Origin of the sequence: Pseudobdellovibrio exovorus JSS (assembly GCF_000348725.1) — a bacterium.
Taxonomy (GTDB): Bacteria; Bdellovibrionota; Bdellovibrionia; order Bdellovibrionales; family Bdellovibrionaceae; genus Pseudobdellovibrio; species Pseudobdellovibrio exovorus.
In genome coordinates, this window is sequence record NC_020813.1 from 1917305 (window position 1) to 1942292 (window position 24988).

Consider the following 24988-nt stretch of genomic DNA (forward strand, 5'->3'; position numbering starts at 1 on the left):
AATTATCGTGAGTAGTACTCAACGATCATACTTTCTTCTACTGGAATTGTGACTTCATCACGTGAAGGAAGATCTTTTACGGTTCCTTTAAACGCAGCGTGATTAGCCTCAAGCCAGCTTGGGATTGTACGACGTGCAACAGCTTGGATAGCCGTTTGAACTTTGCCCATCTCTTTACTGCTTTGGCTAACTTCAACTACATCACCTTTGTTCACGATAAAGCTTGGAATATTCACGCGTTTACCATTAACAAGGAAGTGGTTGTGTGAAATCAACTGACGAGCTTCACGACGAGAGCTTGCGAAACCTAGAGTGTAAACTACGTTGTCTAAACGTAACTCTAAGAATTTCAATAAAGCATTACCAGTGATCTCTTTTGATTGATCAGCCATTTCAAAATATTTATGGAATTGTTTCTCAGAAAGACCATAGTATCTTTTTGCTTTTTGTTTTTCACGCAATTGCAAAGCGAACTCAGAGAACTTCAAACGAGATTGTCCGTGTTGTCCTGGAGGATATGGTCTTCTTTCAAAAGCACATTTGTCAGTGAAACATCTGTCACCTTTTAAGAAAAGCTTCATGTTTTCACGACGGCATAATTTGCAAACTGAACTATTTACGCAACTCATATTATACTCCGATTAAATTCTACGACGCTTAGGAGGTCGGCATCCGTTGTGAGGGATTGGAGTGATATCTTTCAAAGAAAGAATTCTCATACCTGTTCCTGCTAAAGCTCTGATTGCCGGTTCACGACCTGCACCAGGACCAGTTAGCAAAACATCCACTGATTTCATACCGCTATCCATAGCTTTCTTCGCAGCATCTTCACAAGTCACTTGAGCAGCGTAAGGAGTACCTTTACGGCTACCTTTGAAACCTAAGTGTCCAGCTGATGACCATGAAACTGTATTTCCATTTGGATCAGTAAATGTGATGATAACGTTACCGAAGCCAGCAGAGATATGACACTGACCTTGAACAACATTCTTTTTAACTTTTTTCTTAGCCGTAGGCTTTTTTTCCATTGTATTCATTCTATCACCCTACCGATTAAACAGCTTTTTTCTTGTTCGCTACGGTTTTCTTAGGACCTTTACGAGTACGTGCATTTGAACGCGTGTTTTGACCACGAACAGGTAAACCTTTTCTGTGGCGAGTTCCGCGGTAGCAGTTGATATCAGTTAAGCGTTTGATAAACATACCAACATCACGACGTAGATCACCCTCAACTTTAAAGTTGGCTTCGATCAACGCACGCATTTGTGCAATATGTTCGTCTGTTAAAGCATCAGTACGTAAGCTTTCGTCAATACCAACTTCTTTACAGATGTTGCGCGCTCTAGAGCGACCGATACCGAAAATATATGTTAATGCGACTTCTACTCTCTTATTACGAGGTAAGTCGATACCCATTAAACGTGCCATAGCTTAACCCTGCCTTTGCTTGTGTTTAGAGTTTTCACAGATCACTCTAACAACACCTTTTCTTTTAATAACTTTACATTTATTACAAATCTTCTTTACAGATGGTCTGACCTTCATAACAATACTCCGCCAAAAGGCTACAATTAGTAACACTCTATATAAACCTAGTCTAGCTCTAATTCGCTAATCCTAATATTTTCGTAATTTGCTCAAAAACCACATCAGGCTCTTGATCGCTGTCTACTTCTGCAAGATTTCCCTGCTTTCTGTAGAATTCGATTGTGGGACCTGTGTTCTTTTCGAACTGAGCCAGCCGCTCATTAATAACATCTTCCCTGTCGTCTGCCCTGTGAACCAGGGGTCCATTGCACTTTTCGCACAAATCACCCTTGCTCGAAGGCTTAGTCTCGATATGGTAGATTTCACCACATTGAGAACATGTTCTACGACCGGTTAAGCGTTTAACTAAGATCTGAGGATTGATCTTAAAATAAACTACTTTTTCAATCTTAGATGCTCTTTTTTTAAGCATATCGTTCAAGCTTTCCGCCTGAGCGACTGTTCTTGGAAATCCATCAAAAATAACAGATTTCCCTGCTTGTTGAGTCATGTAGCCATCAACTAGGCTGATCATAACTTCATCGGGAACAAGCTTCCCCTGATCCATAAAACTCTGAGCCAGTAGACCAGTTTCTGTTTTGGCCGCAATAGCAGCTCTTAAAACATCTCCAGTACTCAGTTGAACAAAGCCAAATTTATCAATAAATCTACGGGACTGGGTACCTTTACCCGACCCCGGAGCTCCTATCAAAATTATGTTCAAAACTGAACCCTTCTACTGCGGATCTTAACGCCCTTAAGGAAAGAGTCATATTTGCTAGATAATAAATGTGACTGAATTTGTTGAGATGTATCAATAGCAACACCCACCAAGATCAGTAAGCTCGTACCACCGAAGTGGAACGGGATATTTAAGAACTGCACCATCAATCCAGGTAAAATACAAATGATACAAAGGTACAAACAACCTAGGACATTGATGCGATCTAAAACGTAGCGAATAAACTCAGCCGTGCTTTTACCAGCGCGGATACCTGGAACAAAAGCTCCAGATTTTTTCAAGTTCTCAGACACTTCATCAGCATTAAACACGATGTCTGTGTAGAAGAACGAGAAGAATACGATGAACAATACGAATAGAATATTAAAGATAACTCCATTCGGATTTAACGATTCATTCATCGCTGTTAACCAAGGTACATTCACGAATTGAGCAAGTGTACTTGGGAACATCAATAATGAACTCGCAAAAATCGGCGGAATAACACCTGGGAAGTTGATCTTGATCGGTAAATGGCTAGAAGCCAAAGATCCCATGTTATTATTAGCTAGGCGTTGGCTATACTGAATAGCGATACGTCTTTGTGCTACTTCCATAAAGATAACAGCAGCAATAACTAATACCATGAATAACAACAAACCAGCTGCGATAATGAATCTTAACTCACCCGTTTTAACCAAGTCATATAAGTGACTCGCACCAGATGGGATTGAAGCCGCAATACCAGTAAAGATGATCAAAGATGTACCATTACCGATACCTTTTTCAGTGATCTGATCACCTAACCACATAATAAAACAAGTACCTGCAACTAATGTCAGGACCGTTACAAATTTAAAAGGAAGAATACCTAAAGAGCCTGAAGCCAATAATGACTGCCCCATCTGTGTTGTTTGACCAGAAAGCCAAGAACTAATTCCATAACCTTGGACAACAGCTAACACCACAGTAGCGTATTTAGTGTATTGACTGATTTTTTTACGACCAGCTTCACCCTCTTTTTTCAAAGCTTCAAGGTGAGGAACTGCTGACGTTAAAAGTTGGAAAATGATCGACGCCGAAATGTACGGCATGATCCCTAGAGCAAATACAGAAAATTGCTCTAAAGCACCACCACTGAAGGTGTTGAACATACCGAAAATGCCGCGGCTCTGAGAGTTAAAAAACTCAGATACAGCATTTCCGTTAACTCCTGGAGTCGGAATGTGGACCCCAATTCTGTAAACAGCTAAACAAATTAAGGTGAAAAATATTTTACTTTTAAGACTACCTAAACCTTTGCTGTCGCTATTCTGGCTCGCCACTACTTGATTACCTCAATTTTGCCACCAGCTTTTTCAATAGCTGCTTTAGCTTTTTCACTGAATGCGTGAGCTTTAACAGTAACTGCTTTAGTCAATTCACCTTTAGCTAATACTTTTACACGAGCAGATTTAGTTACTAAACCAGCTTTATGTAAAACCGCCGCATCAACATCACCTTGAAATTTATTCAAGTCAGACAAGTTGATGATTTGGAATTCATTAGCAAATGCCGCATTAGTAAAACCGAACTTAGGAAGACGACGAGAAAGAGGAGTTTGACCACCCTCGAAACCACGTCTTACAGTTCCACCTGTACGAGCTAATTGACCTTTGTGACCTTTAGTTGATGTTCCACCCATACCAGAACCGATACCACGACCGATTCTTTTACCGTAGTGAGTAGATCCAGCTTTAGGTTTTAAATTTGATAATAAACTCATGACGAACTCCAATTAATTCTTAACAGTGATCTCAACTAAGTGTTGAATTTTATAAAGCTGACCTCTGTTTGCAGGGTTGTCAGCTTTAACTACTGTTTGATTTACTTTTTTCAAACCTAGCGCGCGAACAGTTTTGATTTGATCTTGGCTGCAGCCGATAGTTGATTTTTTCAGTTTTACTTCGAATGTTTTAGCCATTACTGAGCTCCTGATTTTCTTAACTGTTTCAAACCATCTAAAGTGGCGCGAACAGCATTGTGAGGGTTACGAGTACCAACACATTTTGTTAAGATATCTTTCACACCAACTGACTCAAGAACCGCACGTACAGCACCACCTGCGATTACGCCAGTACCAGCAGCAGCAGGTTTCATGATAACTTTAGCGCTACCAAAGCGGCCAATTACTTCGTGAGGAATTGTTCCATCTTTAAGGCTCATCTCTTTACAAGTTTTCTTAGCAGAACGAGTTGCTTTACCGATCGCCTCAGGAACTTCACCGGCTTTACCAGTTCCGAATCCAACTTGACCTAATTTATCACCTACAACTACTAAAGCGGCGAAAGAAAATCTACGACCACCTTTAACAACTTTAGTAACACGGTTGATCGCAACTACTTTTTCTTCGAATTCATTTACGTTCACTTTTTCCATTTAATCTCCGATTAAAATTGTAAGCCAGCTTCGCGTGCGCCGTCTGCTAAAGATTGAATACGACCATGGTAGATAAAACCATTTCTATCAAAAACAACAGTATTGATACCTTTTTTGATAGCAGCTTCAGCTACTGCTTTACCAACTGTTTTAGCTAAGTCTTTACCAGAAGCTTTCGCTTCTAAGCTTAATGAAGACACAGCTAAAATCGTTTGCATAGCATCGTCATTGATCACTTGAGCATAGATATGCTTGCCGCTACGGAAAACACAAAGACGAGGTCTTTCAGAAGTACCTTTTACAGTTTTTCTGATTCTGATTTTCTTCTTCATTCTGTTAGCCGTTTTTGACGACGTATGTTTTGAAACTCTTAACTTCATAAAATACCTCTATATTTTAAAATCTATTTACCTGCAGACTTACCGGCTTTACGACGGATGTGCTCGCCTGAGTAGCGAACGCCTTTTCCTAAGTATGGCTCTGGTGGTCTGTAGCCTCTGATTTTAGCAGCAACTTGTCCTACCAACGCCTTATCAGCACCAGTAACAACTACAGTTGTTTGCTTATCAACTTTAATTTCGATTCCTTCTGGAATGTCGAAATTAATCGGATGAGAGAAACCTAACGACAATTCAAGTTTTTTACCTTGAACATTCGCGCGGTATCCAACCCCGTGTAATTCTAAAGATTTTGTGAAACCAGTTGTTAAACCAGTTACAGCATTTTGGATTAAAACTTTGTAAAGACCATGCAAAGATTTAGATTCTTTAGAATCATCAGCGCGAGTCAAAACTACTGTTTTACCGTCAACTTTAGCAGTAATACGAGTGTCTAAATCATACTTCAAAGCAGACTTAGCACCTTTGATCGTTACTAATTGACCAGCAACGCTCACTTGTACTTTTTCATCGAAATTAACTGGATACTTACCTATTCTTGACATAACACCCTACCAAACTAAGCAAAGAAGCTCGCCACCTAAGTGGTTAGTTTTCGCATCTTTACCTGTCATGATTCCTTTACTTGTACTGATGATTGCTTGGCCTGTACCAGAACGAACTACAGGAATTTCTGTAGCTTGAACATATACACGTCTTCCTGGAGTACTTACTTTTTCCAAGTTGATGAAACCAGGCTCACCTGTTTCGTTGTACTTCAAGTAAACGCGCATGATACCTTGTTTGCTATCACGAGCAATTTTGTAGCTGCGAGCAAAACCTTCGTTAACTAGGATTTTAGCAACGTTCTCACGCATTTTTGAAGCCGGCATATCTACTTTTTCAAGTTTCGCTGCCGATGCATTTCTAATGATTGTTAACATTTGTGCGATAGTGTCCATTGTTCCTCCTACCAGCTAGCTTTCGTTACGCCAGGCAATTTACCATCAAGAGCTAATTGTCTGAATGCAATTCTTGAAAGACCGAACTTACGGTAGTTACCGCGAGGACGACCTGATAATTGGCAACGAGTAATAACTCTGTTCGGATTAGTGTCGCGTGGCAAAGCTTGTAACTTTGCGCGAGCCGCATCTCTTTCCTCATCAGAAAGTTTCAAGTCTACAGCTTTAGCTCTCAACTCAGTTCTATATTTATAGTAGCGAGTTGATTTTTCTTTTCTTTTATTGTTTTTCTCAATACTTGCTTTTCTTGCCATTTTCTATCCTATTACTTTCTGAAAGGCATTCCAAGGGCCTCTAACAATGCTCTACCTTCGTTGTCGTTACCGGCAGTAGTACAAATAGTGATATTCATACCGCGAACTTTTTCGATTTTATCGTAATTGATTTCCGGGAATACGATCTGTTCTTTCAGACCCATATTGTAGTTTCCACGACCATCAAAACCTTTTGAAGGTAATCCACGGAAGTCACGTACGCGTGGCAAAGCCAAAGTTTGTAAACGATCCAAGAATGACCACATGCGTTCGCGACGCAAAGTCACGCGAACACCTATTGGAATGCCTTCTCTTAACTTGAAGTTAGAGATGGCTTTTTTAGCTTTAGTAACAACTGCTTTTTGTCCAGCAATCGCAGAAATCTCTTCAACGATACCGTTAACGATTTTCGGATTTTGAACAGCTTCGCTTGTACAAACGCTGATGATGATTTTCTCTAAACGAGGAACTTGCATCGAGCTTTTGTAACCCATTTGCTTTGATAAAGCGGGTACGATCTCTTTTTGGTAGGTTTCTTGTAAACGATTCATCATTAACCTCTATAAAACTTCCGGAGCCAGAGAAACAATCTTAACGAATTGTTTTGCTCTTAACTCTCTTGCAACAGGGCCGAAGATACGAGTACCTACTGGCTCTTTAGATGCATTGATCAATACAGCCGAATTGTCATCGAAACGGATGTAGCTTCCATCCGGACGGCGCAATTTGTGCTTTGTGCGAACGATAACTGCTTTCGCTACGTCACCTTTTTTAACTTTAGCATTTGGCATCGCATCTTTAATAGACACGACGATAATGTCACCGATGTGAGCAAATCTTCTTTTAGAGCCGCCAAGTACTTTTACGCACATGACTTCTTTAGCCCCTGAGTTATCTGCAACATTTAATCTAGATTGCATTTGTATCATATATGCACCTTACTTCGCTGCGCTTACAACACCAGACAAAGTCCAGCGTTTAGTTTTGCTGATTGGACGAGATTCAACGATAGTTACTGTGTCTCCGACTTTAGCAACTTGCTTTTCATCGTGAGCTTTCAATACAGTCGATTTTTTCACGTACTTACCGTATTTATCGTGCTTAACAGTTCTGTAAACCAAAACTGAAATTGTTTTTTGAGTTTTGTTAGCTACAACTTCACCTTGTAACTCAACACGACGTCCTCTAGTAGCTGTAGTAGTTTGTGTAGCCATACTATCTAGCCGCCTTTCTTACGATCGCCGTATTAATACGTGCGATATCACGACGAACATTTCTTACTTGATGAGGTGTTGCAAGTTGGCCCAATGAATTTTTCATTTTCATTTCGAACAACTTAGCAGAAAGTTCGTTCTTCTGCTTGATCAACTCAGTTACTGATTTATTTTCAATATCCGCAAATTTCATGACTAAACTCTCTCTAAAAATTTAGTTTTAAAAGGAAGCTTGTGCGCTGCGCGCTCGAAGGCTTCTTTCGCTTGCTCTTTAGTAACGCCGTTCATTTCAAACAGGATTCTTCCTGGAAGAACGCGGGCAACCCAAAACTCTGGATTACCTTTACCGCTACCCATACGAGTCTCAGCAGGTTTTTTAGTTACAGGAACATCTGGATAAACGCGGCACCAAACTTTACCACCACGTTTAATTGTTCTGTTAATAGCAACACGGCCAGCTTCTAATTGACGAGCAGTTAAACGCCCTTCTTCAGCAGCTTGTAATCCGAAATCACCGAAATCTAAGTTAGATCCGCGATGAGCTAAGCCCGACGCACGACCAACAAATTGTTTTCTCCACTTAACACGTTTAGGACTTAGCACGGCCAGCCTCCTGAACTTGAACCTCTCTAGCAGAAAGGATATCACCTTTGTAGATCCAAACTTTCATTCCGATAATACCGTAAGCAGTTAATGCCTCAGCAGTTCCGTAATCAATGTCGGCTCTTAATGTATGTAAAGGAACAGATTTCTCATTGTACCATTCAGAACGAGCAATCTCTGCTCCATCTAAACGACCAGAAACACGAACTTTGATCCCGCGTACGCCGCCCTTAGTGGCTGCAGCGATAGCTTTCTTAAGTGCACGTCTCCAAGAGATACGTTTTTCTAATTGCATCGCAATGCTTTCAGCAACTAATTGAGCGTCAGTGTCTGGTTTTCTAACTTCTTGGATGCTCAAGAAAACTTCGTTAGTCGTTAACTTTTGAACATCAGCTTTTAGAGTATCGATGCCAGTACCTTTTTTACCGATAACAACACCAGGGCGAGCAGTGTGAATGATCACTTTAACTTTATTAGCTGCACGCTCTAACTCGATTTTAGAAACACCAGCGTGTTTCAATTTAGCTTTCAAATATTTTCTTAATTTAATGTCTTCATGTAAATTGTCATAATAGGTTTGGCCTTTAGCATACCAACGAGAATCCCAAGTTCTGATGACACCTACACGTAATCCAATCGGATGAACCTTTTGTCCCACTATTTACTCTCCCCAATGACAACATTGATATGACTCAATTTTTTACGAACGCCGAAGGCACGACCTTGAGCTCTTGGTCTGAAACGTTTCAACACAGGGCCTTGATCTACAGTGATAGATTTCACGTACAACTTGTCCATGTTCATCGTTTTTTTGTATTCAGCATTGGCAACAGCTGACTCGATTAATTTCTTAACCAACACAGCAGTTTTTTTATTCATGTAAGTAAGGGTTTTTAATGCCTCATCTACAGACTTACCGCGAACAACATCGGCCACTAAACGAGCTTTTTGAGCTCCGACCATTGTATATTTTAAAGATGCTTTAGATTCCATTATCTACCACCACTACTTCTTGCCAGGAGCTGAGCTCGTAGCTTTTTTCTCGGCATGGCCTTGGAAAGTACGAGTTGGTGCAAATTCGCCCAACTTATGCCCAACCATGTTTTCAGTTATGTAAACAGGTACGAACTTTCTTCCATTATGCACCGCAAAAGTCAAGCCGATGCATTCAGGAAGGATTGTAGAACGACGTGACCATGTCTTAATTACTTTTTTGTCATTTTTTTGAATTGCATTCTCAATTTTTTTACCAAGGTGCAAATCAACAAAAGGTCCTTTTTTAATCGAACGTGCCACAGTGTCTCCTATTTACGACGTTTAATGATTGAAGAGTTAGTTCTCTTATTATGGCGAGTTTTGTAACCTTTAGATGGTTTACCCCAAGGAGTTACAGGATGGTGTCCTTTACCTACACCCTCACCACCACCGAGTGGATGGTCAACCGGATTCATGGCCATACCACGAACGCCCGGACGGATACCTCTCCAACGAGATGCACCGGCTTTACCCAACTTGATGTTTTCGTTATCAGTGTTACCAACTTGGCCGATTGAAGCTTTACAAGTAGAAAGAACTTGCTTCAATTCACCAGAAGGAAGACGAACCTGACAGTACATTTCACCTTTACCAGCCAAAGTTGCAGATGCACCGGCACCGCGACAGATTTGACCACCTTTACCAGGTCTTAACTCAACATTATGAATAACAGTACCTACAGGGATTGCAGATAATGTTAAGCAGTTACCCGGTTTAATATCCGCTTTGTTACTAGAAACAACAGTGTCACCAACATTCAGACCCACAGGAGCCAAGATGTAAGCTTTTTCACCGTCTTTATAGTTAACTAAAGCGATACGGCAAGTACGATTTGGATCGTATTCGATCGCAGCAACTGTACCTGGAACTTCTAACTTAGTTCTTTTGAAATCCACTAAACGGTAACGTCTTTTATGAGCGCCACCCACGTGTCTCATTGTAATTTGACCGTGATTGTTACGTGCAGATTTCTTTTTAAGAGGAACTGTTAATGATTTCTCTGGAGTCGTTTTAGTGATCTCAGCGAAGTCAAAACCGATTCTGCCTCTGCTACCATGTGATCTCGGGCTGTAAACTTTTAAACCCATGATTAAGCTCCCTCAAACAATGAAATTTTTTGTCCAGCAGCAAGTTTAACGTAAGCCTTCTTCCATCTGCGGATTTTAGAAAGACCAAACTTGTTGTACTTCATATCACTGCGGCAAACTGCAGTTCTGATTCCTTGTACTTTTACAGAAAAACCAGTTTCGATAGCCTTTTTGATTTCAGGCTTCGTAGCTTCTCTGTGTACTTCGAATACATAAACACCTGCTTCAGACAGATTCGTGTTTTTCTCAGTGATCAGTGGAGATTTGATAATTTGTTTCATCTTATTTCTCCAATTACTTTTCTAACGAGCAGCGCTCGACGATTTTGTTAATAGAATTTTTAGTGATTACAGCCGCATCGAACTTCAATAAGTCGAATACGTTGATACCAGCAACTGGCGCGTATTTGAAATTTTGTAAGTTGCGCGCTGCTAGTTGAAATTTCTCATCAGAAACTTCATCAACTAAAACTGCTTTTTTAATACCAAAGCTTTTTAATCTTTTGTTCAATTCCGCTGTCTTACCTTCAGAAGCCATGCTGTCCACTACGAACAATTTGCCTTCTTTGAATAAGTGAGAAAGAGCCATTGAAAGACCTACTTTTCTCATTTTCTTAGGTAATACATAAGCGTAGTTACGAGGTACTGGACCGAACATAGTACCACCGCCTGGCATCAACGGAGAACGAGTAGAACCTTGACGGGCATTACCTGTTCCTTTTTGTTTGAATGGCTTTTTACCACCACCGCTGACTAAACCTTTAGTTTTAGTCATGTGCGTACCTTGACGACGAGAAGCCAATTGCCATCTTACAACAGAGTGTAAAACTTCATTTTTAACTTCTACTTCAAAAACATTAGCAGCTAAATCAACTTGGCCAACTTTTTCTTTTTTCCAATTTATAACATTAACTGTAGCCATGATTACCCCTTCACCAGCTTAACAAGAGTATTTTTGCTACCAGGAACTGGTCCCTTAACCAAAACTACGCCTTCGCTTGCAATAACATCCACAACCACTACGTTTTTAACTGTGATTGTTTCATCACCCCAGTGACCTGGAAATTTCTTACCTGGCATTACACGACCTGGCCATGTTCTGTTACCAGAAGAACCCGGTTTTCTGTGGAATTTAGATCCGTGAGTTGCAGGACCGCCCGCAAAGTTCCAACGACGAACTGAACCTTGGAAACCGCGACCTTTAGAAGTCGAAGTGATTTTAACAACGTCACCTTTTGCTAAAGTGTCGATCGATAAAGCGTCACCAAGTTTCAAACCATCTGGTAATGCATCTGTACGTAATTCTTTAACGTATTTTGCACCAGCTTCGAAACCTGCAGCTTTCAAGTGAGCTGTTTCAGCACCTGAAGCATTTTTAGATTTTTTAGGAACAGCAGCTAACTGAACAGCAGTGTATCCATCTTTTTCTTGAGTTTTAATTTGAGAAACTTTCCAAGTTTCATAACGTAAAACAGTCACAGGAATTGACTCGCCTTTTTCGTTATAAACTGTTGCCATACCTTCTTTGAAAGCAAACAAACCATTAAGTTTGATACCTTCAGCAGAAGGAGCTTGAGTTTCTGAGTTTTGTACTTCGCTCATTTCCTACCCCTTCTTAGTTAGCAGAAAGTTTGATTTCAACATCAACACCAGCAGATAGATCTAATTTCATCAATTGATCAATTGTCTGTTGTGTCGGCTCTAAAATATCGAGCATTCTTTTGTGAGTACGGACTTCGAATTGCTCACGAGATTTTTTATCTACGTGAGGAGATCTCAATACCGTGAAACGGTTGATACGAGTTGGAAGCGGAATCGGACCAGCGATTTTAGCGCCAGTGCGTTTTGCTGTCTCAACGATTTCTTTTGTCGATTGATCAAGTAATTTATGATCAAAGGCTTTCAGCCTGATACGTATTTTTTGACTTTGCATAACTCTCTTTTCCTAGTTCTGCCCGCCAAAACCTTTTACCCACAGAGCATGACTGCTTTGAATATGGAGGTTTCCGTAGCGTTAACAAGAAAGGAGAATATGAAAGAAGCCAGACCTAAAGTCAATGGCTATTTAATAATATTTTTTAGGGGTATCTAACTGGTATTTACGAGGGTAAAAGCCGAGGTAAAGACCTCAGTTTAGCGACCTAGTTTTTGAAGGATTTCGGCACGGACTTTCGGCGGAACAGGAGCGTATTCTTGGAATTCCATGCTAAAAAAGGCTCTACCCTGCGATAAGCTGCGCACATCGGTCGCATACCCGAAAAGCTGCGCCAGTGGCACCTCGGCCTGTATAACCTGTCCCTGCATTGGTTTAACCGTCATGTTAAGAACTTTTCCTCGGCGCGAATTCAAATCTCCGACAACATTGCCTACAAATTCATCAGGGCAAGTCACTTCTAAACGGAAAATAGGTTCTAACAATAAAGCGTCTACTTTTTTGACAGCTTCACGGAAAGCCAAAGAGCCTGCCGCCTTACAGGCGATCTCGTCTGTAATCTGAGGTTTTCCAATAATTGATTTTATGTTTATTTTTAAGCCCGTCATAGAATAGCTGGCAATCGGCCCCACTTCAGAAGCTTCTTTTAAGCCATTCTCACAAGCTCTGATCCAATTTGGCTGGATCTCTTTGCTCGGCTGCACACTCGAAGTGATTTTTACACCTTCTGCTGCCGCTATAGGTTCAATCTCAACAGTCACCTGAGCAAATTTTTCTTCCGATCCCAACTGACGTTCAAAAGTATATTCTGTCGATGTGGCTGCAGCAATAGACTCACGATAAGCCACTTGAGGACGTCCTACATTCGCCTGTACTTTATGTTCACGCAGAAGACGATCAACTAGAATATCCAAGTGAAGTTCGCCCATACCCGACAACAGAATTTGTCCTGTCTCGACATCTGTACGCAAACGGCATGATGGATCTTCTTTTTCTAAACGTTGCAAACCTTCTAACATTTTATCTTGGTCAGCAGAAGACTTCGCCTCTACAACAACAGAGATAACTGGCTCTGGGAATACCATTGATTCAAATACAACTAAGCGATGCGAATCACACAACGTATCACCTGTAGACGTAAATTTTAAACCGATGATCGCTCCGATATCACCAGCTTTTAACTCGCTCACTTCTTCGCGCGCGTTTGCATGCATCTTCACGATTTTTTGCACGCGCTCTTTTTTCTCGGTACGTGGATTGAAAAGTTGTTCACCCACTTTTACAATTCCCGAGTAAACACGGATGTAGGTTAACGAACCGGCAAAGGCATCGTTCGCCAACTTAAATGCAATCGCAGCAGCTGGCTCATCAAAGCGAGTATGACATTCCACACTCAACTCTTCCTTCACAGGGTTCATACCAACTGCAGATGGAATATCAAGTGGACTCGGCAAGTAATCAATAACTGCATCGAGCAATTGCTGAATACCTTTGTTTTTGAAAGCGGCTCCGCAGAAGACTGGGAATGTTTTCAATTCAATAGTCGCTTTTCTTAATGCGGCTTTGAGCTCTTCTAAAGAAGGCGTCTCGCCATTCAGAAATTTTTCAGTTAAGGCATCATCCAACTCACATATCTTTTCGACTGTGTTGGCATTTTCGGTTTCAACTAGTGACATCAAATCCGCAGGGATCGCAGTCTCTTCAAATGTATGATCTGTTGAACTTTTCCAAACGTAAGCTTTTTTTGTCAGAAGATCGATTACACCTTGGAACTGATCTTCTGCACCAATTGGAATTTGTAATTTAATCGGATACGCATCTAATTTATCTTTGATAGTGCCAACACTCATTTCGAAGTCAGCACCAACGCGATCCATTTTATTGACGAAACAAATGCGCGGAACTTTATATTTGTTCGCCTGTCTCCAGACAGTTTCAGATTGTGGCTCTACACCATTAACTGCATCGAATACCGCAATAGCTCCATCCAACACGCGAAGAGATCTTTCAACTTCAATTGTGAAGTCAACGTGGCCCGGAGTATCGATGATATTGAATCGAGAGTTTTTCCAAAAGGCAGTGGTGGCCGCAGAGGTAATAGTAATACCACGCTCTTGTTCCTGCGGCATCCAGTCCATAGTGGCTGCACCGTCGTGAACTTCACCTATTTTATGATTTTTACCTGTGTAGAAAAGAATGCGTTCGGTGGTGGTAGTTTTACCGGCATCAATGTGAGCCATGATGCCGATATTTCGAGTGAACTTAAGATCAGCTTCAGTTTTAACAGAATTCGCTGACATCTAGATTTTTGATTACCAGTTGTAGTGTGCAAAAGCTTTATTTGATTCAGCCATTTTATGCACATCTTCTTTTTTCTTAATAGAGTTACCGCGATTGTTGTAAGCGTCTAATAACTCACCTGCTAATTTTTTAGTGAAGTCTTTTTCGCCACGAGCGCGAGAGTACTCAACTAACCAACGCATAGCTAAAGTCAAACGACGAGTTGGACGAACATCAACAGGTACTTGGTAAGTTGCACCACCAACACGGCGTGAACGTACTTCGATAGAAGGCTTAACGTTTTCCAACGCTTTCTTCATAACTGCGATTGATTCTTCACCAGGAACTTTACCTTTCAACTCTTCTAAAGCTCCGTAAAAAAGCTTTTGAGCAGTTGATTTTTGACCGCGTTCCATAATTTTATTGATAAATTTAGCAACGACGATGTCTTTGTAAACTGGATCTGGAATGATTTCTCTTTTAAATTTGCGATTACGACGTGACATACTCTACCTCAAACTATTTCTTAGGTTTCTTAGCGCCATACTTAGAGCGGCTTCTCAAACGACCGTTAACACCTTGTAAGTCAAGAGTTCCACGGATGATATGGTAACGAACACCTGGTAAATCTTTCACACGACCACCACGAATCATAACAACGCTATGCTCTTGAAGGTTATGTCCGATACCCGGAATGTATGAAATCACTTCAAAACCGTTAGACAAACGAACTTTTGCAACTTTTCTTAAAGCTGAATTCGGTTTTTTTGGTGTTGTCGTGTAAACACGAGTGCAAACGCCACGTTTTTGCGGGCATTTCGCTAGAGCTGGCGATTTAGTTTGGTTCTTTTGAACGCTACGCTCTTTCTTGATCAGCTGGTTAATTGTAGGCACTTCGATCCCCTTTATTATCTAGTTAAATATTTAACCAAGTTCGACAAATTAACGACAACCGAAGTCATCGTCAAGTCATTTTCTTGACCTCAGTGGCTTCAGGTTATAAAGCCACTGTTGTTTAATTTTTAAGCAACTAGCCACCCATTGGCAATGCTGCTGATTCCATCTCTTCATCCTCAGTCACAACAACTTTCCAACGTTTATAAGACGTTAGACCTGTTCCCGCAGGGATTAAGCGACCCATGATGATGTTTTCTTTTAGGCCACGTAAGTGGTCAGTTTTTGAGTTGATTGCAGCTTCCGTTAAAACTTTTGTCGTTTCTTGGAAAGATGCCGCTGAAATCCAGCTTTCAGTGCTCAATGAAACTTTTGTGATACCAAGTAGTAGCGATTTCGCTGTTGCGATTTGTCCGCCTTCTCTTAATACACGTTCATTTTCAGCATTGAAAGTTGTGCGCTCTACCTGTTCACCAGATAAGAAGCGAGTGTCTCCAGCGTCAATAACTTCAACTTTACGTAACATTTGACGAACGATGACTTCAACGTGCTTGTCATTGATACCCACACCTTGCAAGCGGTAAACTTCTTGAACTTCGTTCACTAAGTACGCTGACAATGCGTTAGCACCCAATACCGCTAATACGTCATGCGGATTCGTTGGTCCATCCATAAGCGCCTCACCGGCTCTTACAAACTCACCCTCACGTACCGCTACGTGTTTACCTTTAGGAATCAAGTATTCACGTTGCTCACCGATTTCAGGAGTAACGATTACACGTTGTTTACCTTTTACGTCTTTACCGAAAGTTACATAACCATCGATTTCAGAGATGATAGCAGCTTCTTTAGGTTTACGTGCTTCGAATAACTCAGCAACACGCGGAAGACCACCCGTGATATCTTTTGTTTTAGATGTTTCACGATGCATTTTCGCAATAACGTCACCGGCATGTACATCTTGTGCGTCAGTCACTAACAACTGAGCTCCAACTGGAATCATATAACGAGCTGGGATCTCACGACCTGGCAAGTTCAATACTTTTCCACTCTCATCAACCAACAATACTGTCGGTTTGTTATCAGAAGATTTTGACTCTGTAATAACTTTAGTAGCGAAACCAGTAACAGGGTCAACCTGCTCTGACATCGTCACACCTTCAACGATATCTTGGAATTGAATCTTAGCCGTTACCTCAGAGATAATCGGATTAGAATATGGATCCCACTCAGCAACAGTTGCGCCTTTAGCCACTTTGTCGCCTTCGTTGTAGCTTAATACAGTACCGTAAACTAATTTAAAGTTCTCACGCTCACGACCTGTTTCGTCGATAACTAAAGCCTGTCCGTTACGATTCATCACTGTCAATTTACCGTTGCGGTTTCTAACAGACTGAACGTTAACAAGTTTTAAAGTACCTTCGTAACGAGATGTATGAACTGATTGCTCAACTGAACGAGATGCCGCACCACCTAAGTGGAACGTTCTCATCGTTAACTGAGTACCCGGCTCACCGATAGATTGAGCCGCAATAATACCAACTGTTTCACCTAAGTTAACAGTCGCACCACGAGCTAAATCACGGCCATAACATTTCACACAAACACCACGTTTAGCTTCACAAGTTAAAGCTGAACGGATGGTTACTTTTTCGATACCTAAATCATCGATTTTCTTAACAGCAGTTTCATCGATTTCGCTATTCGCTTTAACCAAGATAGTGTTGTTAGTTGGATCAACGATATCATGTAACGGCGTACGACCTAAAATACGCTCGCCGATACCTTGAATGATTTCACCAGCTTCGTATACAGGAATGATATCTAAGCCTTCAGTCGTTCCGCAGTCGATTTCAGAAACAACTACGTCTTGAGCTACGTCAACTAAACGACGAGTCAGGTAACCTGAGTTCGCAGTTTTAAGAGCGGTATCGGCCAAACCTTTACGCGCACCGTGAGTTGAAATGAAGTACTGAAGAACCGTTAAACCTTCACGGAAATTCGCCGTGATCGGAGTCTCGATGATCTCACCAGAAGGTTTCGCCATTAGACCACGCATACCACCCAACTGACGCAACTGATTGAAGGAACCACGGGCTCCCGAGTCAGCCATGACATAGATAGGATTGAATGAAGGGCCTACGATTTCTTTGCCATCAACAACGAATTTTTGCTTTTCGATCTGACTCATCATCTCTTTAGCAACTTTGTCTGAAGTTTGTGCCCAGATATCCACTACCTTATTGTAGCGCTCACCATCTGTAATCAAACCTTCATCGTATTGCTGTTGAATTTCTTCAACATGCTTTTCAGCATCGGCAATCATACCCGCTTTTGATTCAGGGATGATCATGTCATCCAATGAAATCGAAAGACCTGCTAATGTTGAGTATTTGAAACCCAACTGCATGATCTGGTCAGCTAAGATACAAGTTGCTTTCGCACCTGCGTGACGGAAAGTTGTATCGATCAATGCAGCAATCGCTTTTTTACTCATCACTGTATTGATAGACGCGAATGGCACCTCTTTAGGAACAGCGTCAGAAAGAATAGCGCGACCTACAGAAGTCTCTTCGATTTTACCTTTAATTTTAACTTTACAAGCCGCTTGAATATCAACCAAACCTGCTTCGTATGCGTATGTCGCCTCTTGAACAGATGCGAATACTTTACCCGTGCCTTTAGCACCTGGGCGGATACGAGTCATCCAGTACAATCCCAAGACAACGTCCTGAGATGGATTGATGATTGGTTTACCATTGGCTGGAGACAAGATGTTGTTCGTCGACATCATCAACACGCGAGCTTCCACTTGCGCTTCTACTGACAACGGAACGTGAACGGCCATTTGGTCACCATCGAAGTCGGCATTGAACGCAGTACACACTAACGGATGCAATTGGATTGCTTTACCTTCATGTAATACAGGTTCGAAAGCTTGGATACCTAGTCTGTGAAGAGTAGGAGCACGATTCAGTAATACTGGATGCTCTTTTACCACTTCAGCCAAGATATCCCATACTTCTACAGTTTCTTGATCTACTAAGCGTTTTGCTTGCTTGATTGTAGTCGCCAAACCTTTTTCTTCCAATTTGTTGTAAACAAATGGTTTGAAAAGTTCTAACGCCATTTTCTTAGGTAAACCGCACTGATGTAATTTCAGTGTTGGTCCAACGGTAATAACCGAACGACCAGAGTAGTCCACACGTTTACCCAATAAGTTTTGACGGAAACGACCTTGTTTACCTTTAAGCATGTCACTTAAAGATTTAAGAGGACGTTTATTCGGACCAGTAAATGTTTTACCACGACGACCATTATCCAATAATGCATCAACCGCTTCTTGTAACATACGTTTTTCATTGCGGATGATGATATCCGGAGCGTTCAGCTCTTGAAGACGTTTCAAACGATTATTACGATTGATTACGCGGCGATAAAGATCATTTAGATCTGAAGTCGCGAAACGACCGCCATCCAATGGAACCAATGGACGTAAATCAGGTGGCAATACAGGAAGCGCTTCTAACATCATCCATTCGGGCTTATTAGAAGAACCTTTGAACGCTTCAACTACTTTCAGACGCTTAGATAATTTTTTAATACCCGCTTCTGATTTTGTTTCTTTCAATTCCATTCTTAACTTACGAGACAAGTACTCGCAGTCAATTTTACGCAACATCTCACGTACAGACTCGCCGCCCATACCCGCTTTGAAGCTTGGACCGAACTCATTAAGAGCTGCTTGGTACGCTTCTTCAGAAAGAACAGCACCTTCTTCAAGTGTTGTCTCCATCGGATCAATCACGATGTATGATTCACAGTAAAGAACCTTCTCAACATCTTTCAATGAAAGGTTAAGTAAGTTACCGATACGTGAAGGCAATGATCTTAAGAACCAGATGTGCGCTACCGGAGACGAAAGCTCGATGTGACCTAAGCGCTCACGACGAACTTTAGTTTGTGTAACTTCAACGCCACACTTTTCACAGATAACACCGCGGTATTTCATACGTTTGTATTTACCGCATAGGCATTCATAATCTTTGATTGGACCGAAAATTTTAGCACAGAACAAACCGTCACGCTCAGGTTTGAACGTACGGTAATTGATTGTTTCTGGTTTTTTAACTTCACCGAATGACCATTCACGGATCATTTCAGGCGAAGCCAATGAAATTCTAACGGCATCAAACGAAAGTGGATCTTTTGGTTTGTCGAAAAAATTTAATAAATCTCTCACAGTAATCTCCTACTTCTACTCGTTAGTGTTGAACCGGTTCATTTGCGTTTGACTCTGGATCATCAGTTAAAGGCTCGTCATCTGTTAAGATGTCTGACTCAACCAATTCCACGTTCATCGCTAACGACTGAAGTTCTTTGATTAATACGTTAAATGACTCTGGCAATCCCGGCTCAAGGATGTTCTCGCCGCGTACGATACTTTCGTACATACGAGTTCTACCCGCTACGTCATCCGACTTAACAGTCAGGAACTCTTGTAGTGAGTAAGCAGCACCGTAAGCTTCGATCGCCCAAACTTCCATTTCCCCTAAACGCTGACCACCGAATTGCGCTTTACCGCCAAGTGGCTGCTGAGAAACTAGAGAGTAAGGTCCAATTGAACGAGCATGGATCTTCTCTTCAACCAAGTGATGAAGTTTCAACATGTACATGATACCGACTGTAACCGCGTTGCTGAACGGCTCGCCCGTACGACCATCAATCAAGATAGATTGAGTTGTCGCTAACTCAGCTTTCTTCAACAGATCACGCATATCAGATTCATGCGCACCATCAAATACCGGTGTTCCAACGTGGATACCATCTTTGATTGCAACTGCCATCTTCTTCAATGAAGTCTCGTCTGCTTTATCTACTTTTGCTGAAATGTCAGTATCTTGGTAGATCTCTTTCATTTTAGCTCTCATAGAGTCTGCATCGAATTTTTCTAATTGTTCTTGGATTTGTTTACCCAAGTTATGAGCGGCCCAACCCAAGTGAACTTCAAGGATCTGACCGATATTCATACGCGAAGGTACGCCCAGCGGGTTCAGAACCATGTCAACCGGAGTTCCGTCAGCTAAGTAAGGCATGTCTTCTTGAGGTAATACTTTTGAAACAACACCCTTATTACCATGACGTCCGGCGAATTTATCACCGACTTGCAATTTACGTTTAATAGCAACGTAAACTTTAACCATTTTGATTACGCCTGGAGGTAACTCGTCACCTTTTTTCAAGCGGTCGATTTTTTCATTAAATACTAACTTAACAGCATCTAATTGGTTACGAGCGCCATCGATGATTTTGCTAACTTGGAATTCTAAATCTTGCTCAAGAGGTAAGTAGCTCAAAAGCTCAAATGGAATTGTTTCTAAGTCTGCAGATGTGATGTCTTGGCCTTTATTTAAAAGCTTAACACTTCCATCTTCATTTAGAAGAATACCAGTTGTTTTCTTACCGATCACGATTTCACGCAATTTTTCGATAGCGTTATTGCGGATAACGTTTTGTTCGATAACAAGATCTTTTTCTAATTTGATACGTTTTTCTTCGATGATAGAAGCTAAACGCTCGTCGCGGTCAGCACCTTCACGAGAGTAAACTTGCGCATCGATAACAGTTCCGTAAACACCAGATGGAACACGTAAAGATGTATCACGAACGTCACCGGCTTTTTCACCGAAGATCGCGCGTAATAATTTCTCCTCAGGTGATAACTGAGTTTCACCTTTAGGAGTTACTTTACCAACTAAGATGTAACCCGGTTTAACTTCTGCACCGATACGGATGATACCTGAAGTATCAAGATCTTTTAACGCTTCTTCACCAACGTTAGCGATATCACGTGTGATCTCTTCTTTACCTAATTTAGTGTCACGAGCGATACATTCGAACTCTTCAATGTGAACTGAAGTGTACGTGTCTTCTTTCAGAAGTCTTTCTGAAATCAAGATAGAATCCTCGAAGTTGTAACCCATCCAAGGAGTGAACGCGACAAGGATGTTTTGTCCAAGTGCCAATTCACCTAACTCTGTAGATGGACCATCCGCGATGATGTCGCCTTTGAAGACTTTATCACCTTTTTTAACGATTGGTTTTTGATTGAAACATGTATTTTGGTTTGTACGTTGGTACTTCGTTAAGTTGTAGATATCAACGTTCGCTCCCAATTCACCGCCTTTAGCAAGACGACGAACCACGATACGAGAAGCATCCACTTCTTCCACGATACCATCGTTAGAAGAAACAACTGAAGTTCCAGAGTCACGCGCCACTAAGCGCTCAACGCCAGTACCAACCAATGGAGCGCGAGATTTCAACAGAGGCACCGCTTGACGTTGCATGTTCGATCCCATCAAGGCACGGTTGGCATCATCATGCTCTAAGAATGGGATCAAAGAAGCTGCGATAGAAACCAACTGTGACGGAGAAACGTCCATCAAAGATACTTTTTCACGGTCAACTAACTCGTACTCACCATCACGGCGTACAGTTAAGTTACCTTGTCCCAATTCCTTACTGTATTTTTCATCAGTCGGAGCTTGAGCGATAAAGTGTCCACCCTCTTCAAGAGCTGACATGTAGTGAATTTCAGATGAAACACGTCCACCTTCAACTTTGCGGTACGGAGTCTCGATGAAACCATAGCTGTTGATACGAGCATAAGTCGACAAAGACGCGATAAGACCGATGTTTGGTCCCTCTGGAGTCTCGATCGGGCAAATACGTCCGTAATGCGTCGGATGTACGTCACGTACTTCGAAACCAGCGCGGTCACGAGTCAGACCTCCGGGTCCAAGTGCAGATAGACGACGTTTGTGAGTGATCTCAGATAATGGATTTGTTTGATCCATGAACTGAGATAATTGAGAAGAACCGAAGAACTCTTTCACTACGGCATTCACTGGCTTAGCGTTAACTAAGTCATGTGGCATCATCGTTTCTACGTCTTGCAATGACATACGCTCTTTGATGGCTCTTTCCATACGAACCAAACCTACGCGGTATTGGTTTTCTAAAAGCTCACCCACAGAACGAACACGGCGATTACCTAAGTGATCGATATCATCAACAACACCACGACCATTTTTCAGATCGATCAAGTGTCTTACAGTCGACAAGATATCTTTATGAGTTAAAACGCGGAAGCTCGGAGGACATTCTTCCATCGAGATACCGAATTTGTGATTGATTTTAATACGACCAACTTCTGATAAGTCATACGCTTCTGCATCGAAGAATAGACGATTGAAATAAGCTTCAGCCGCTTCCATTACTGGAGGCTCACCAGGACGTAGACGTTTGTAGATTTCTATTAAAGCTTCTTCTTTGTTGTTAACTTTATCAACTAACAAAGTATTTCTTAAGAATGGACCAACAGTTAGACCATCGAAGAAAATTAAGTAGAAGTTTTCAATACCAGCAGAAACTGCTTTTTTAATAATTGAAACAGTTAATTCATTGTTTGCATCTGCAATGATTTCACCTGTTGACTCATCGATTAAAGGCTTAGCTAATACTTTGCCTTCTAAATCTTGAGGTTGAACTTCAACTTCAGTTAAGTTCAAGTCTTTTACTTTTTTAACGATAGCACGTGTGATACGACGACCCGCTTTAACCAGAACCTCGCCTGATTTTGGATCCACGATATCAGCAATCGCTCTTTGACCAGACATTCTTTCGATATCTAGCTTACGATATAAAGATTTACCTTTAACTACGATTTCATCTAGATCGTAGAAGTACTCAAGTAATTGCTCAACATTGTAACCCAATGCTTTTAACAAGATTGTTACAGGGAATTTACGACGACGATCGATACGAACGTGGATAACGTCTTTTTGGTCGAACTCAACGTCTAACCAAGAACCACGGTATGGAATCACGCGTGCAGAGTAGATTAATTTACCAGAAGCGTTGTTCTTACCACCATCGTGGTCAAAGAAAACACCCGGAGATCTGTGTAATTGAGAAACAACAACACGCTCAGTTCCGTTGATGATGAAAGAACCGTTAGCTGTCATCAATGGGATTTCACCCAGATAAACTTCTTGTTCTTTTACATCGCGGATGCTGCGAGCTTCTGTTTCTTCATCAATATCAAAAACGATAAGACGTAGAGTTACTTTGATCGGAGCAGCGAAAGTCATACCACGTTGACGGCACTCGTCTACGTCGTACTTAGCTGGCTCAAGAGTGTAACTTACGAACTCTAAAGACGAAGTGTTATTGAAATCAGAGATTGGAAATACTGATTTAAAAACACCATTCAGACCTTCATCACCACGACGATCTGGATCAGTTTCTCTTTGCAAGAAAGCTTCGTATGATCTTTTTTGCAATTCGATCAGATTTGGAATTTCAATAACTTGTTTATTTTTTGCGAACGATTTTCTAATTCTCAGATTAGATGCAGTAATCGGAGTTTGGTTCATTCCGTCTCCCAGAATATTAAGCTGTTTTTAGCTTTTAAAATCGAAGTTTCGCTTCGGGGGGAAATCTTCAAGGCCCACATTAAATAGAATTTCGTATATATCTTAAAAACACAAAAATCCGGATGAGAAAACAGAGCCCCTCATCCAGATTAAATTAGAAACAAAATTACTTAACAGTAACTTTCGCGCCTGCTGTTTCCAAAGCCTTTTTGATTTTTTCAGCTTCTTCTTTAGTAGCGCCTTCTTTAACTGCTTTTCCGCCAGCTTCAACTAAAGCTTTTGCTTCAGCTAAACCTAAACCAGTGATCGCACGTACTTCTTTGATCACGTTGATTTTGTTAGCACCAGCGTCTGCTAAGATAACATCGAAAGATGTTTTTTCTTCAGCAGCTGCACCAGCACCAGCGCCTGCACCAGCAACCATTACAGGTGCAGCAGCAGATACGCCCCATTTTTCTTCTAATGTTTTTACTAATTCAGCGATTTCAAGAACTGTTTTGTTCGAAAGCGCTTCAACTAATTGTTCGTTTGTTAATGACATAAAATTTTTCCTTCCAAAATTAATTTAAAACTAAGTTATCAACTATGCTTCTGGTGCAGGAGCAGCTTCAGCCGCTGGTGCGCCATTCTTTGTAGCATATTCGTTTAATACACGTGCCAATCTTGCACTTGGTTCTTTTAACAAGCACAGGAATTGAGCGCGTAATTGATCTTTACCTGGTAATGTAGCCAAGAACTTGATCTTATTTTGATCAAGAGCTTCTCCGTCCATAATACCTGTTTTGATCTTAAGAGCCTCAACATCTTTCGCGAAATCAGCTAGTGTTTTTGCAACGCCAACAACTTCGTTGAATGCGAATACGATTGCATTCGTTCCAACCATTGTTGAGTCAAAAGCACCTTCTACTTTCGGATGATCTTTGAACGCGCGCTTCGCTAATGTGTTGCGCACAACCTTCATCTCAGACTCTACAGCGTGTAGCTTTTTACGTAAGTTCGTAACTTGCTCCACTTTAATGCCCTTAAAGTCTACGACAAAGGCCCCTTTAGCTTGTGCTAATTTTTCAGAGATCAATTTAATGTCTGCATCTTTATCAGCTTTTAACATACCGGAACCTCCCTTCGTTAGAATTAAGAACGTCCGTCTCGGGTGGCTCAAGCTGCAAAACCTATTTTTGCGGC

Annotated in this window: 33 protein-coding genes; all 33 read right to left on the reverse strand. The window is 41.3% G+C overall.

Annotated elements, in window-relative coordinates:
* Window positions 1-2 precede the first annotated feature (2 nt).
* Entirely contained in the window at window positions 3-629 is a 627-nt protein-coding gene (gene rpsD, locus A11Q_RS09495) for a 30S ribosomal protein S4 (RefSeq protein WP_015470594.1), read from the reverse strand.
* A gap of 12 nt (window positions 630-641) precedes the next feature.
* Window positions 642-1037 (reverse strand): 30S ribosomal protein S11, encoded by a 396-nt coding sequence (gene rpsK / locus A11Q_RS09500; RefSeq protein WP_015470595.1) that lies wholly within the window; start codon window positions 1035-1037, stop codon window positions 642-644.
* Window positions 1038-1053: 16 nt separating this feature from the next.
* The gene (gene rpsM, locus A11Q_RS09505; RefSeq protein WP_015470596.1) at window positions 1054-1428 is read right to left on the reverse strand and encodes a 30S ribosomal protein S13; all 375 of its coding nucleotides are present in this window, start codon (window positions 1426-1428) and stop codon (window positions 1054-1056) included.
* 3 nt (window positions 1429-1431) lie between these two features.
* Entirely contained in the window at window positions 1432-1545 is a 114-nt protein-coding gene (gene rpmJ, locus A11Q_RS13710) for a 50S ribosomal protein L36 (RefSeq protein ID WP_083860512.1), read from the reverse strand.
* Between the two features lie 58 nt (window positions 1546-1603).
* Window positions 1604-2251 carry an adenylate kinase gene (locus A11Q_RS09510; protein ID WP_015470597.1) on the reverse strand — a complete coding sequence of 216 codons (648 nt, stop codon included), beginning with the start codon at window positions 2249-2251 and terminating at the stop codon, window positions 1604-1606.
* Window positions 2248-3573 carry a preprotein translocase subunit SecY gene (gene secY / locus A11Q_RS09515; RefSeq protein WP_015470598.1) on the reverse strand — a complete coding sequence of 442 codons (1326 nt, stop codon included), beginning with the start codon at window positions 3571-3573 and terminating at the stop codon, window positions 2248-2250. Before secY ends, A11Q_RS09510 begins: the two co-directional genes overlap by 4 nt.
* Entirely contained in the window at window positions 3573-4013 is a 441-nt protein-coding gene (rplO, locus tag A11Q_RS09520; protein WP_015470599.1) for a 50S ribosomal protein L15, read from the reverse strand. The genes secY and rplO overlap by 1 nt, the downstream gene beginning before the upstream one ends.
* A gap of 12 nt (window positions 4014-4025) precedes the next feature.
* Window positions 4026-4211 (reverse strand): 50S ribosomal protein L30, encoded by a 186-nt coding sequence (gene rpmD / locus A11Q_RS09525; RefSeq protein ID WP_015470600.1) that lies wholly within the window; start codon window positions 4209-4211, stop codon window positions 4026-4028.
* On the reverse strand, window positions 4211-4666 hold the full coding sequence (gene rpsE, locus A11Q_RS09530) for a 30S ribosomal protein S5 (RefSeq protein ID WP_015470601.1): 456 nt from the start codon (window positions 4664-4666) through the stop codon (window positions 4211-4213). Before rpsE ends, rpmD begins: the two co-directional genes overlap by 1 nt.
* Before the next feature lie 11 nt (window positions 4667-4677).
* Window positions 4678-5046 carry a 50S ribosomal protein L18 gene (gene rplR / locus A11Q_RS09535; protein ID WP_015470602.1) on the reverse strand — a complete coding sequence of 123 codons (369 nt, stop codon included), beginning with the start codon at window positions 5044-5046 and terminating at the stop codon, window positions 4678-4680.
* Between the two features lie 23 nt (window positions 5047-5069).
* Window positions 5070-5609: a 50S ribosomal protein L6 gene (gene rplF / locus A11Q_RS09540; protein ID WP_015470603.1), complete on the reverse strand. Its 540-nt coding sequence runs from the start codon at window positions 5607-5609 to the stop codon at window positions 5070-5072.
* Window positions 5610-5615: 6 nt separating this feature from the next.
* A complete protein-coding gene (gene rpsH / locus A11Q_RS09545) occupies window positions 5616-6005 on the reverse strand; it encodes a 30S ribosomal protein S8 (RefSeq protein WP_015470604.1) in 390 nt (129 codons plus the stop codon).
* Window positions 6006-6013: 8 nt separating this feature from the next.
* Entirely contained in the window at window positions 6014-6319 is a 306-nt protein-coding gene (rpsN, locus tag A11Q_RS09550; protein WP_015470605.1) for a 30S ribosomal protein S14, read from the reverse strand.
* Between the two features lie 11 nt (window positions 6320-6330).
* Window positions 6331-6870, reverse strand: a complete 540-nt coding sequence (gene rplE / locus A11Q_RS09555; protein WP_015470606.1) for a 50S ribosomal protein L5 — start codon at window positions 6868-6870, stop codon at window positions 6331-6333.
* Window positions 6871-6879: 9 nt separating this feature from the next.
* Complete coding sequence (rplN, locus tag A11Q_RS09560) at window positions 6880-7248, reverse strand: 50S ribosomal protein L14 (RefSeq protein ID WP_015470607.1); 369 nt, start codon at window positions 7246-7248, stop codon at window positions 6880-6882.
* Window positions 7249-7257: 9 nt separating this feature from the next.
* Window positions 7258-7533 (reverse strand): 30S ribosomal protein S17, encoded by a 276-nt coding sequence (gene rpsQ, locus A11Q_RS09565; RefSeq protein ID WP_015470608.1) that lies wholly within the window; start codon window positions 7531-7533, stop codon window positions 7258-7260.
* A gap of 1 nt (window position 7534) precedes the next feature.
* Window positions 7535-7726, reverse strand: coding sequence for a 50S ribosomal protein L29 (gene rpmC / locus A11Q_RS09570; RefSeq protein WP_015470609.1), 192 nt, complete (start codon window positions 7724-7726; stop codon window positions 7535-7537).
* 2 nt (window positions 7727-7728) lie between these two features.
* The gene (gene rplP, locus A11Q_RS09575; protein ID WP_015470610.1) at window positions 7729-8136 is read right to left on the reverse strand and encodes a 50S ribosomal protein L16; all 408 of its coding nucleotides are present in this window, start codon (window positions 8134-8136) and stop codon (window positions 7729-7731) included.
* The gene (gene rpsC, locus A11Q_RS09580; protein WP_015470611.1) at window positions 8123-8794 is read right to left on the reverse strand and encodes a 30S ribosomal protein S3; all 672 of its coding nucleotides are present in this window, start codon (window positions 8792-8794) and stop codon (window positions 8123-8125) included. The genes rplP and rpsC overlap by 14 nt, the downstream gene beginning before the upstream one ends.
* The gene (gene rplV, locus A11Q_RS09585) at window positions 8794-9129 is read right to left on the reverse strand and encodes a 50S ribosomal protein L22 (RefSeq protein ID WP_015470612.1); all 336 of its coding nucleotides are present in this window, start codon (window positions 9127-9129) and stop codon (window positions 8794-8796) included. Before rplV ends, rpsC begins: the two co-directional genes overlap by 1 nt.
* A gap of 12 nt (window positions 9130-9141) precedes the next feature.
* On the reverse strand, window positions 9142-9432 hold the full coding sequence (rpsS, locus tag A11Q_RS09590) for a 30S ribosomal protein S19 (protein WP_015470613.1): 291 nt from the start codon (window positions 9430-9432) through the stop codon (window positions 9142-9144).
* Window positions 9433-9440: 8 nt separating this feature from the next.
* Window positions 9441-10259 carry a 50S ribosomal protein L2 gene (gene rplB / locus A11Q_RS09595; RefSeq protein WP_015470614.1) on the reverse strand — a complete coding sequence of 273 codons (819 nt, stop codon included), beginning with the start codon at window positions 10257-10259 and terminating at the stop codon, window positions 9441-9443.
* 2 nt (window positions 10260-10261) lie between these two features.
* Window positions 10262-10540, reverse strand: a complete 279-nt coding sequence (rplW, locus tag A11Q_RS09600) for a 50S ribosomal protein L23 (protein WP_015470615.1) — start codon at window positions 10538-10540, stop codon at window positions 10262-10264.
* Window positions 10541-10553: 13 nt separating this feature from the next.
* Complete coding sequence (gene rplD / locus A11Q_RS09605; RefSeq protein WP_015470616.1) at window positions 10554-11180, reverse strand: 50S ribosomal protein L4; 627 nt, start codon at window positions 11178-11180, stop codon at window positions 10554-10556.
* A gap of 2 nt (window positions 11181-11182) precedes the next feature.
* The gene (gene rplC, locus A11Q_RS09610) at window positions 11183-11860 is read right to left on the reverse strand and encodes a 50S ribosomal protein L3 (RefSeq protein ID WP_015470617.1); all 678 of its coding nucleotides are present in this window, start codon (window positions 11858-11860) and stop codon (window positions 11183-11185) included.
* A gap of 13 nt (window positions 11861-11873) precedes the next feature.
* Window positions 11874-12191 (reverse strand): 30S ribosomal protein S10, encoded by a 318-nt coding sequence (gene rpsJ / locus A11Q_RS09615; protein ID WP_015470618.1) that lies wholly within the window; start codon window positions 12189-12191, stop codon window positions 11874-11876.
* A 200-nt stretch (window positions 12192-12391) separates the two neighbouring features.
* Window positions 12392-14491 (reverse strand): elongation factor G, encoded by a 2100-nt coding sequence (gene fusA, locus A11Q_RS09620; protein WP_015470619.1) that lies wholly within the window; start codon window positions 14489-14491, stop codon window positions 12392-12394.
* Window positions 14492-14503: 12 nt separating this feature from the next.
* A complete protein-coding gene (gene rpsG, locus A11Q_RS09625) occupies window positions 14504-14977 on the reverse strand; it encodes a 30S ribosomal protein S7 (RefSeq protein WP_015470620.1) in 474 nt (157 codons plus the stop codon).
* A gap of 13 nt (window positions 14978-14990) precedes the next feature.
* A complete protein-coding gene (rpsL, locus tag A11Q_RS09630; RefSeq protein ID WP_015470621.1) occupies window positions 14991-15365 on the reverse strand; it encodes a 30S ribosomal protein S12 in 375 nt (124 codons plus the stop codon).
* Between the two features lie 136 nt (window positions 15366-15501).
* Window positions 15502-19608, reverse strand: coding sequence for a DNA-directed RNA polymerase subunit beta' (gene rpoC / locus A11Q_RS09635; RefSeq protein WP_015470622.1), 4107 nt, complete (start codon window positions 19606-19608; stop codon window positions 15502-15504).
* Window positions 19609-19630: 22 nt separating this feature from the next.
* Window positions 19631-23806, reverse strand: a complete 4176-nt coding sequence (gene rpoB / locus A11Q_RS09640) for a DNA-directed RNA polymerase subunit beta (protein WP_015470623.1) — start codon at window positions 23804-23806, stop codon at window positions 19631-19633.
* 166 nt (window positions 23807-23972) lie between these two features.
* Window positions 23973-24347 carry a 50S ribosomal protein L7/L12 gene (gene rplL, locus A11Q_RS09645; RefSeq protein WP_015470624.1) on the reverse strand — a complete coding sequence of 125 codons (375 nt, stop codon included), beginning with the start codon at window positions 24345-24347 and terminating at the stop codon, window positions 23973-23975.
* A 42-nt stretch (window positions 24348-24389) separates the two neighbouring features.
* Window positions 24390-24914 (reverse strand): 50S ribosomal protein L10, encoded by a 525-nt coding sequence (gene rplJ / locus A11Q_RS09650; RefSeq protein WP_015470625.1) that lies wholly within the window; start codon window positions 24912-24914, stop codon window positions 24390-24392.
* Window positions 24915-24988: the final 74 nt, after the last annotated feature.

What these genes read in the sequence shown, in the direction of transcription:
- rpsH (WP_015470604.1), bottom strand. Translation starts at nt 6,005, where the DNA reads ATGGACACTATCGCACAAATGTTAACAATCATTAGAAATGCATCGGCA.
- rpmJ (WP_083860512.1), bottom strand. Translation starts at nt 1,545, where the DNA reads ATGAAGGTCAGACCATCTGTAAAGAAGATTTGTAATAAATGTAAAGTT.
- rpsQ (WP_015470608.1), bottom strand. Translation starts at nt 7,533, where the DNA reads ATGGCTACACAAACTACTACAGCTACTAGAGGACGTCGTGTTGAGTTA.
- rplO (WP_015470599.1), bottom strand. Translation starts at nt 4,013, where the DNA reads ATGAGTTTATTATCAAATTTAAAACCTAAAGCTGGATCTACTCACTAC.
- rplC (WP_015470617.1), bottom strand. Translation starts at nt 11,860, where the DNA reads ATGAGCGAAGTACAAAACTCAGAAACTCAAGCTCCTTCTGCTGAAGGT.
- rpsD (WP_015470594.1), bottom strand. Translation starts at nt 629, where the DNA reads ATGAGTTGCGTAAATAGTTCAGTTTGCAAATTATGCCGTCGTGAAAAC.
- rpoB (WP_015470623.1), bottom strand. Translation starts at nt 23,806, where the DNA reads ATGAACCAAACTCCGATTACTGCATCTAATCTGAGAATTAGAAAATCG.
- rplR (WP_015470602.1), bottom strand. Translation starts at nt 5,046, where the DNA reads ATGAAGTTAAGAGTTTCAAAACATACGTCGTCAAAAACGGCTAACAGA.
- rplJ (WP_015470625.1), bottom strand. Translation starts at nt 24,914, where the DNA reads ATGTTAAAAGCTGATAAAGATGCAGACATTAAATTGATCTCTGAAAAA.
- rplF (WP_015470603.1), bottom strand. Translation starts at nt 5,609, where the DNA reads ATGTCAAGAATAGGTAAGTATCCAGTTAATTTCGATGAAAAAGTACAA.
- rplD (WP_015470616.1), bottom strand. Translation starts at nt 11,180, where the DNA reads ATGGCTACAGTTAATGTTATAAATTGGAAAAAAGAAAAAGTTGGCCAA.
- rplV (WP_015470612.1), bottom strand. Translation starts at nt 9,129, where the DNA reads ATGGAATCTAAAGCATCTTTAAAATATACAATGGTCGGAGCTCAAAAA.
- rpsN (WP_015470605.1), bottom strand. Translation starts at nt 6,319, where the DNA reads ATGGCAAGAAAAGCAAGTATTGAGAAAAACAATAAAAGAAAAGAAAAA.
- fusA (WP_015470619.1), bottom strand. Translation starts at nt 14,491, where the DNA reads ATGTCAGCGAATTCTGTTAAAACTGAAGCTGATCTTAAGTTCACTCGA.
- rpsE (WP_015470601.1), bottom strand. Translation starts at nt 4,666, where the DNA reads ATGGAAAAAGTGAACGTAAATGAATTCGAAGAAAAAGTAGTTGCGATC.
- rplL (WP_015470624.1), bottom strand. Translation starts at nt 24,347, where the DNA reads ATGTCATTAACAAACGAACAATTAGTTGAAGCGCTTTCGAACAAAACA.
- rpsJ (WP_015470618.1), bottom strand. Translation starts at nt 12,191, where the DNA reads ATGCAAAGTCAAAAAATACGTATCAGGCTGAAAGCCTTTGATCATAAA.
- rplE (WP_015470606.1), bottom strand. Translation starts at nt 6,870, where the DNA reads ATGAATCGTTTACAAGAAACCTACCAAAAAGAGATCGTACCCGCTTTA.
- rpsK (WP_015470595.1), bottom strand. Translation starts at nt 1,037, where the DNA reads ATGAATACAATGGAAAAAAAGCCTACGGCTAAGAAAAAAGTTAAAAAG.
- rplN (WP_015470607.1), bottom strand. Translation starts at nt 7,248, where the DNA reads ATGATACAAATGCAATCTAGATTAAATGTTGCAGATAACTCAGGGGCT.
- rplB (WP_015470614.1), bottom strand. Translation starts at nt 10,259, where the DNA reads ATGGGTTTAAAAGTTTACAGCCCGAGATCACATGGTAGCAGAGGCAGA.
- rpmC (WP_015470609.1), bottom strand. Translation starts at nt 7,726, where the DNA reads ATGAAATTTGCGGATATTGAAAATAAATCAGTAACTGAGTTGATCAAG.
- rpmD (WP_015470600.1), bottom strand. Translation starts at nt 4,211, where the DNA reads ATGGCTAAAACATTCGAAGTAAAACTGAAAAAATCAACTATCGGCTGC.
- rpsM (WP_015470596.1), bottom strand. Translation starts at nt 1,428, where the DNA reads ATGGCACGTTTAATGGGTATCGACTTACCTCGTAATAAGAGAGTAGAA.
- rplW (WP_015470615.1), bottom strand. Translation starts at nt 10,540, where the DNA reads ATGAAACAAATTATCAAATCTCCACTGATCACTGAGAAAAACACGAAT.
- rpsG (WP_015470620.1), bottom strand. Translation starts at nt 14,977, where the DNA reads ATGTCACGTCGTAATCGCAAATTTAAAAGAGAAATCATTCCAGATCCA.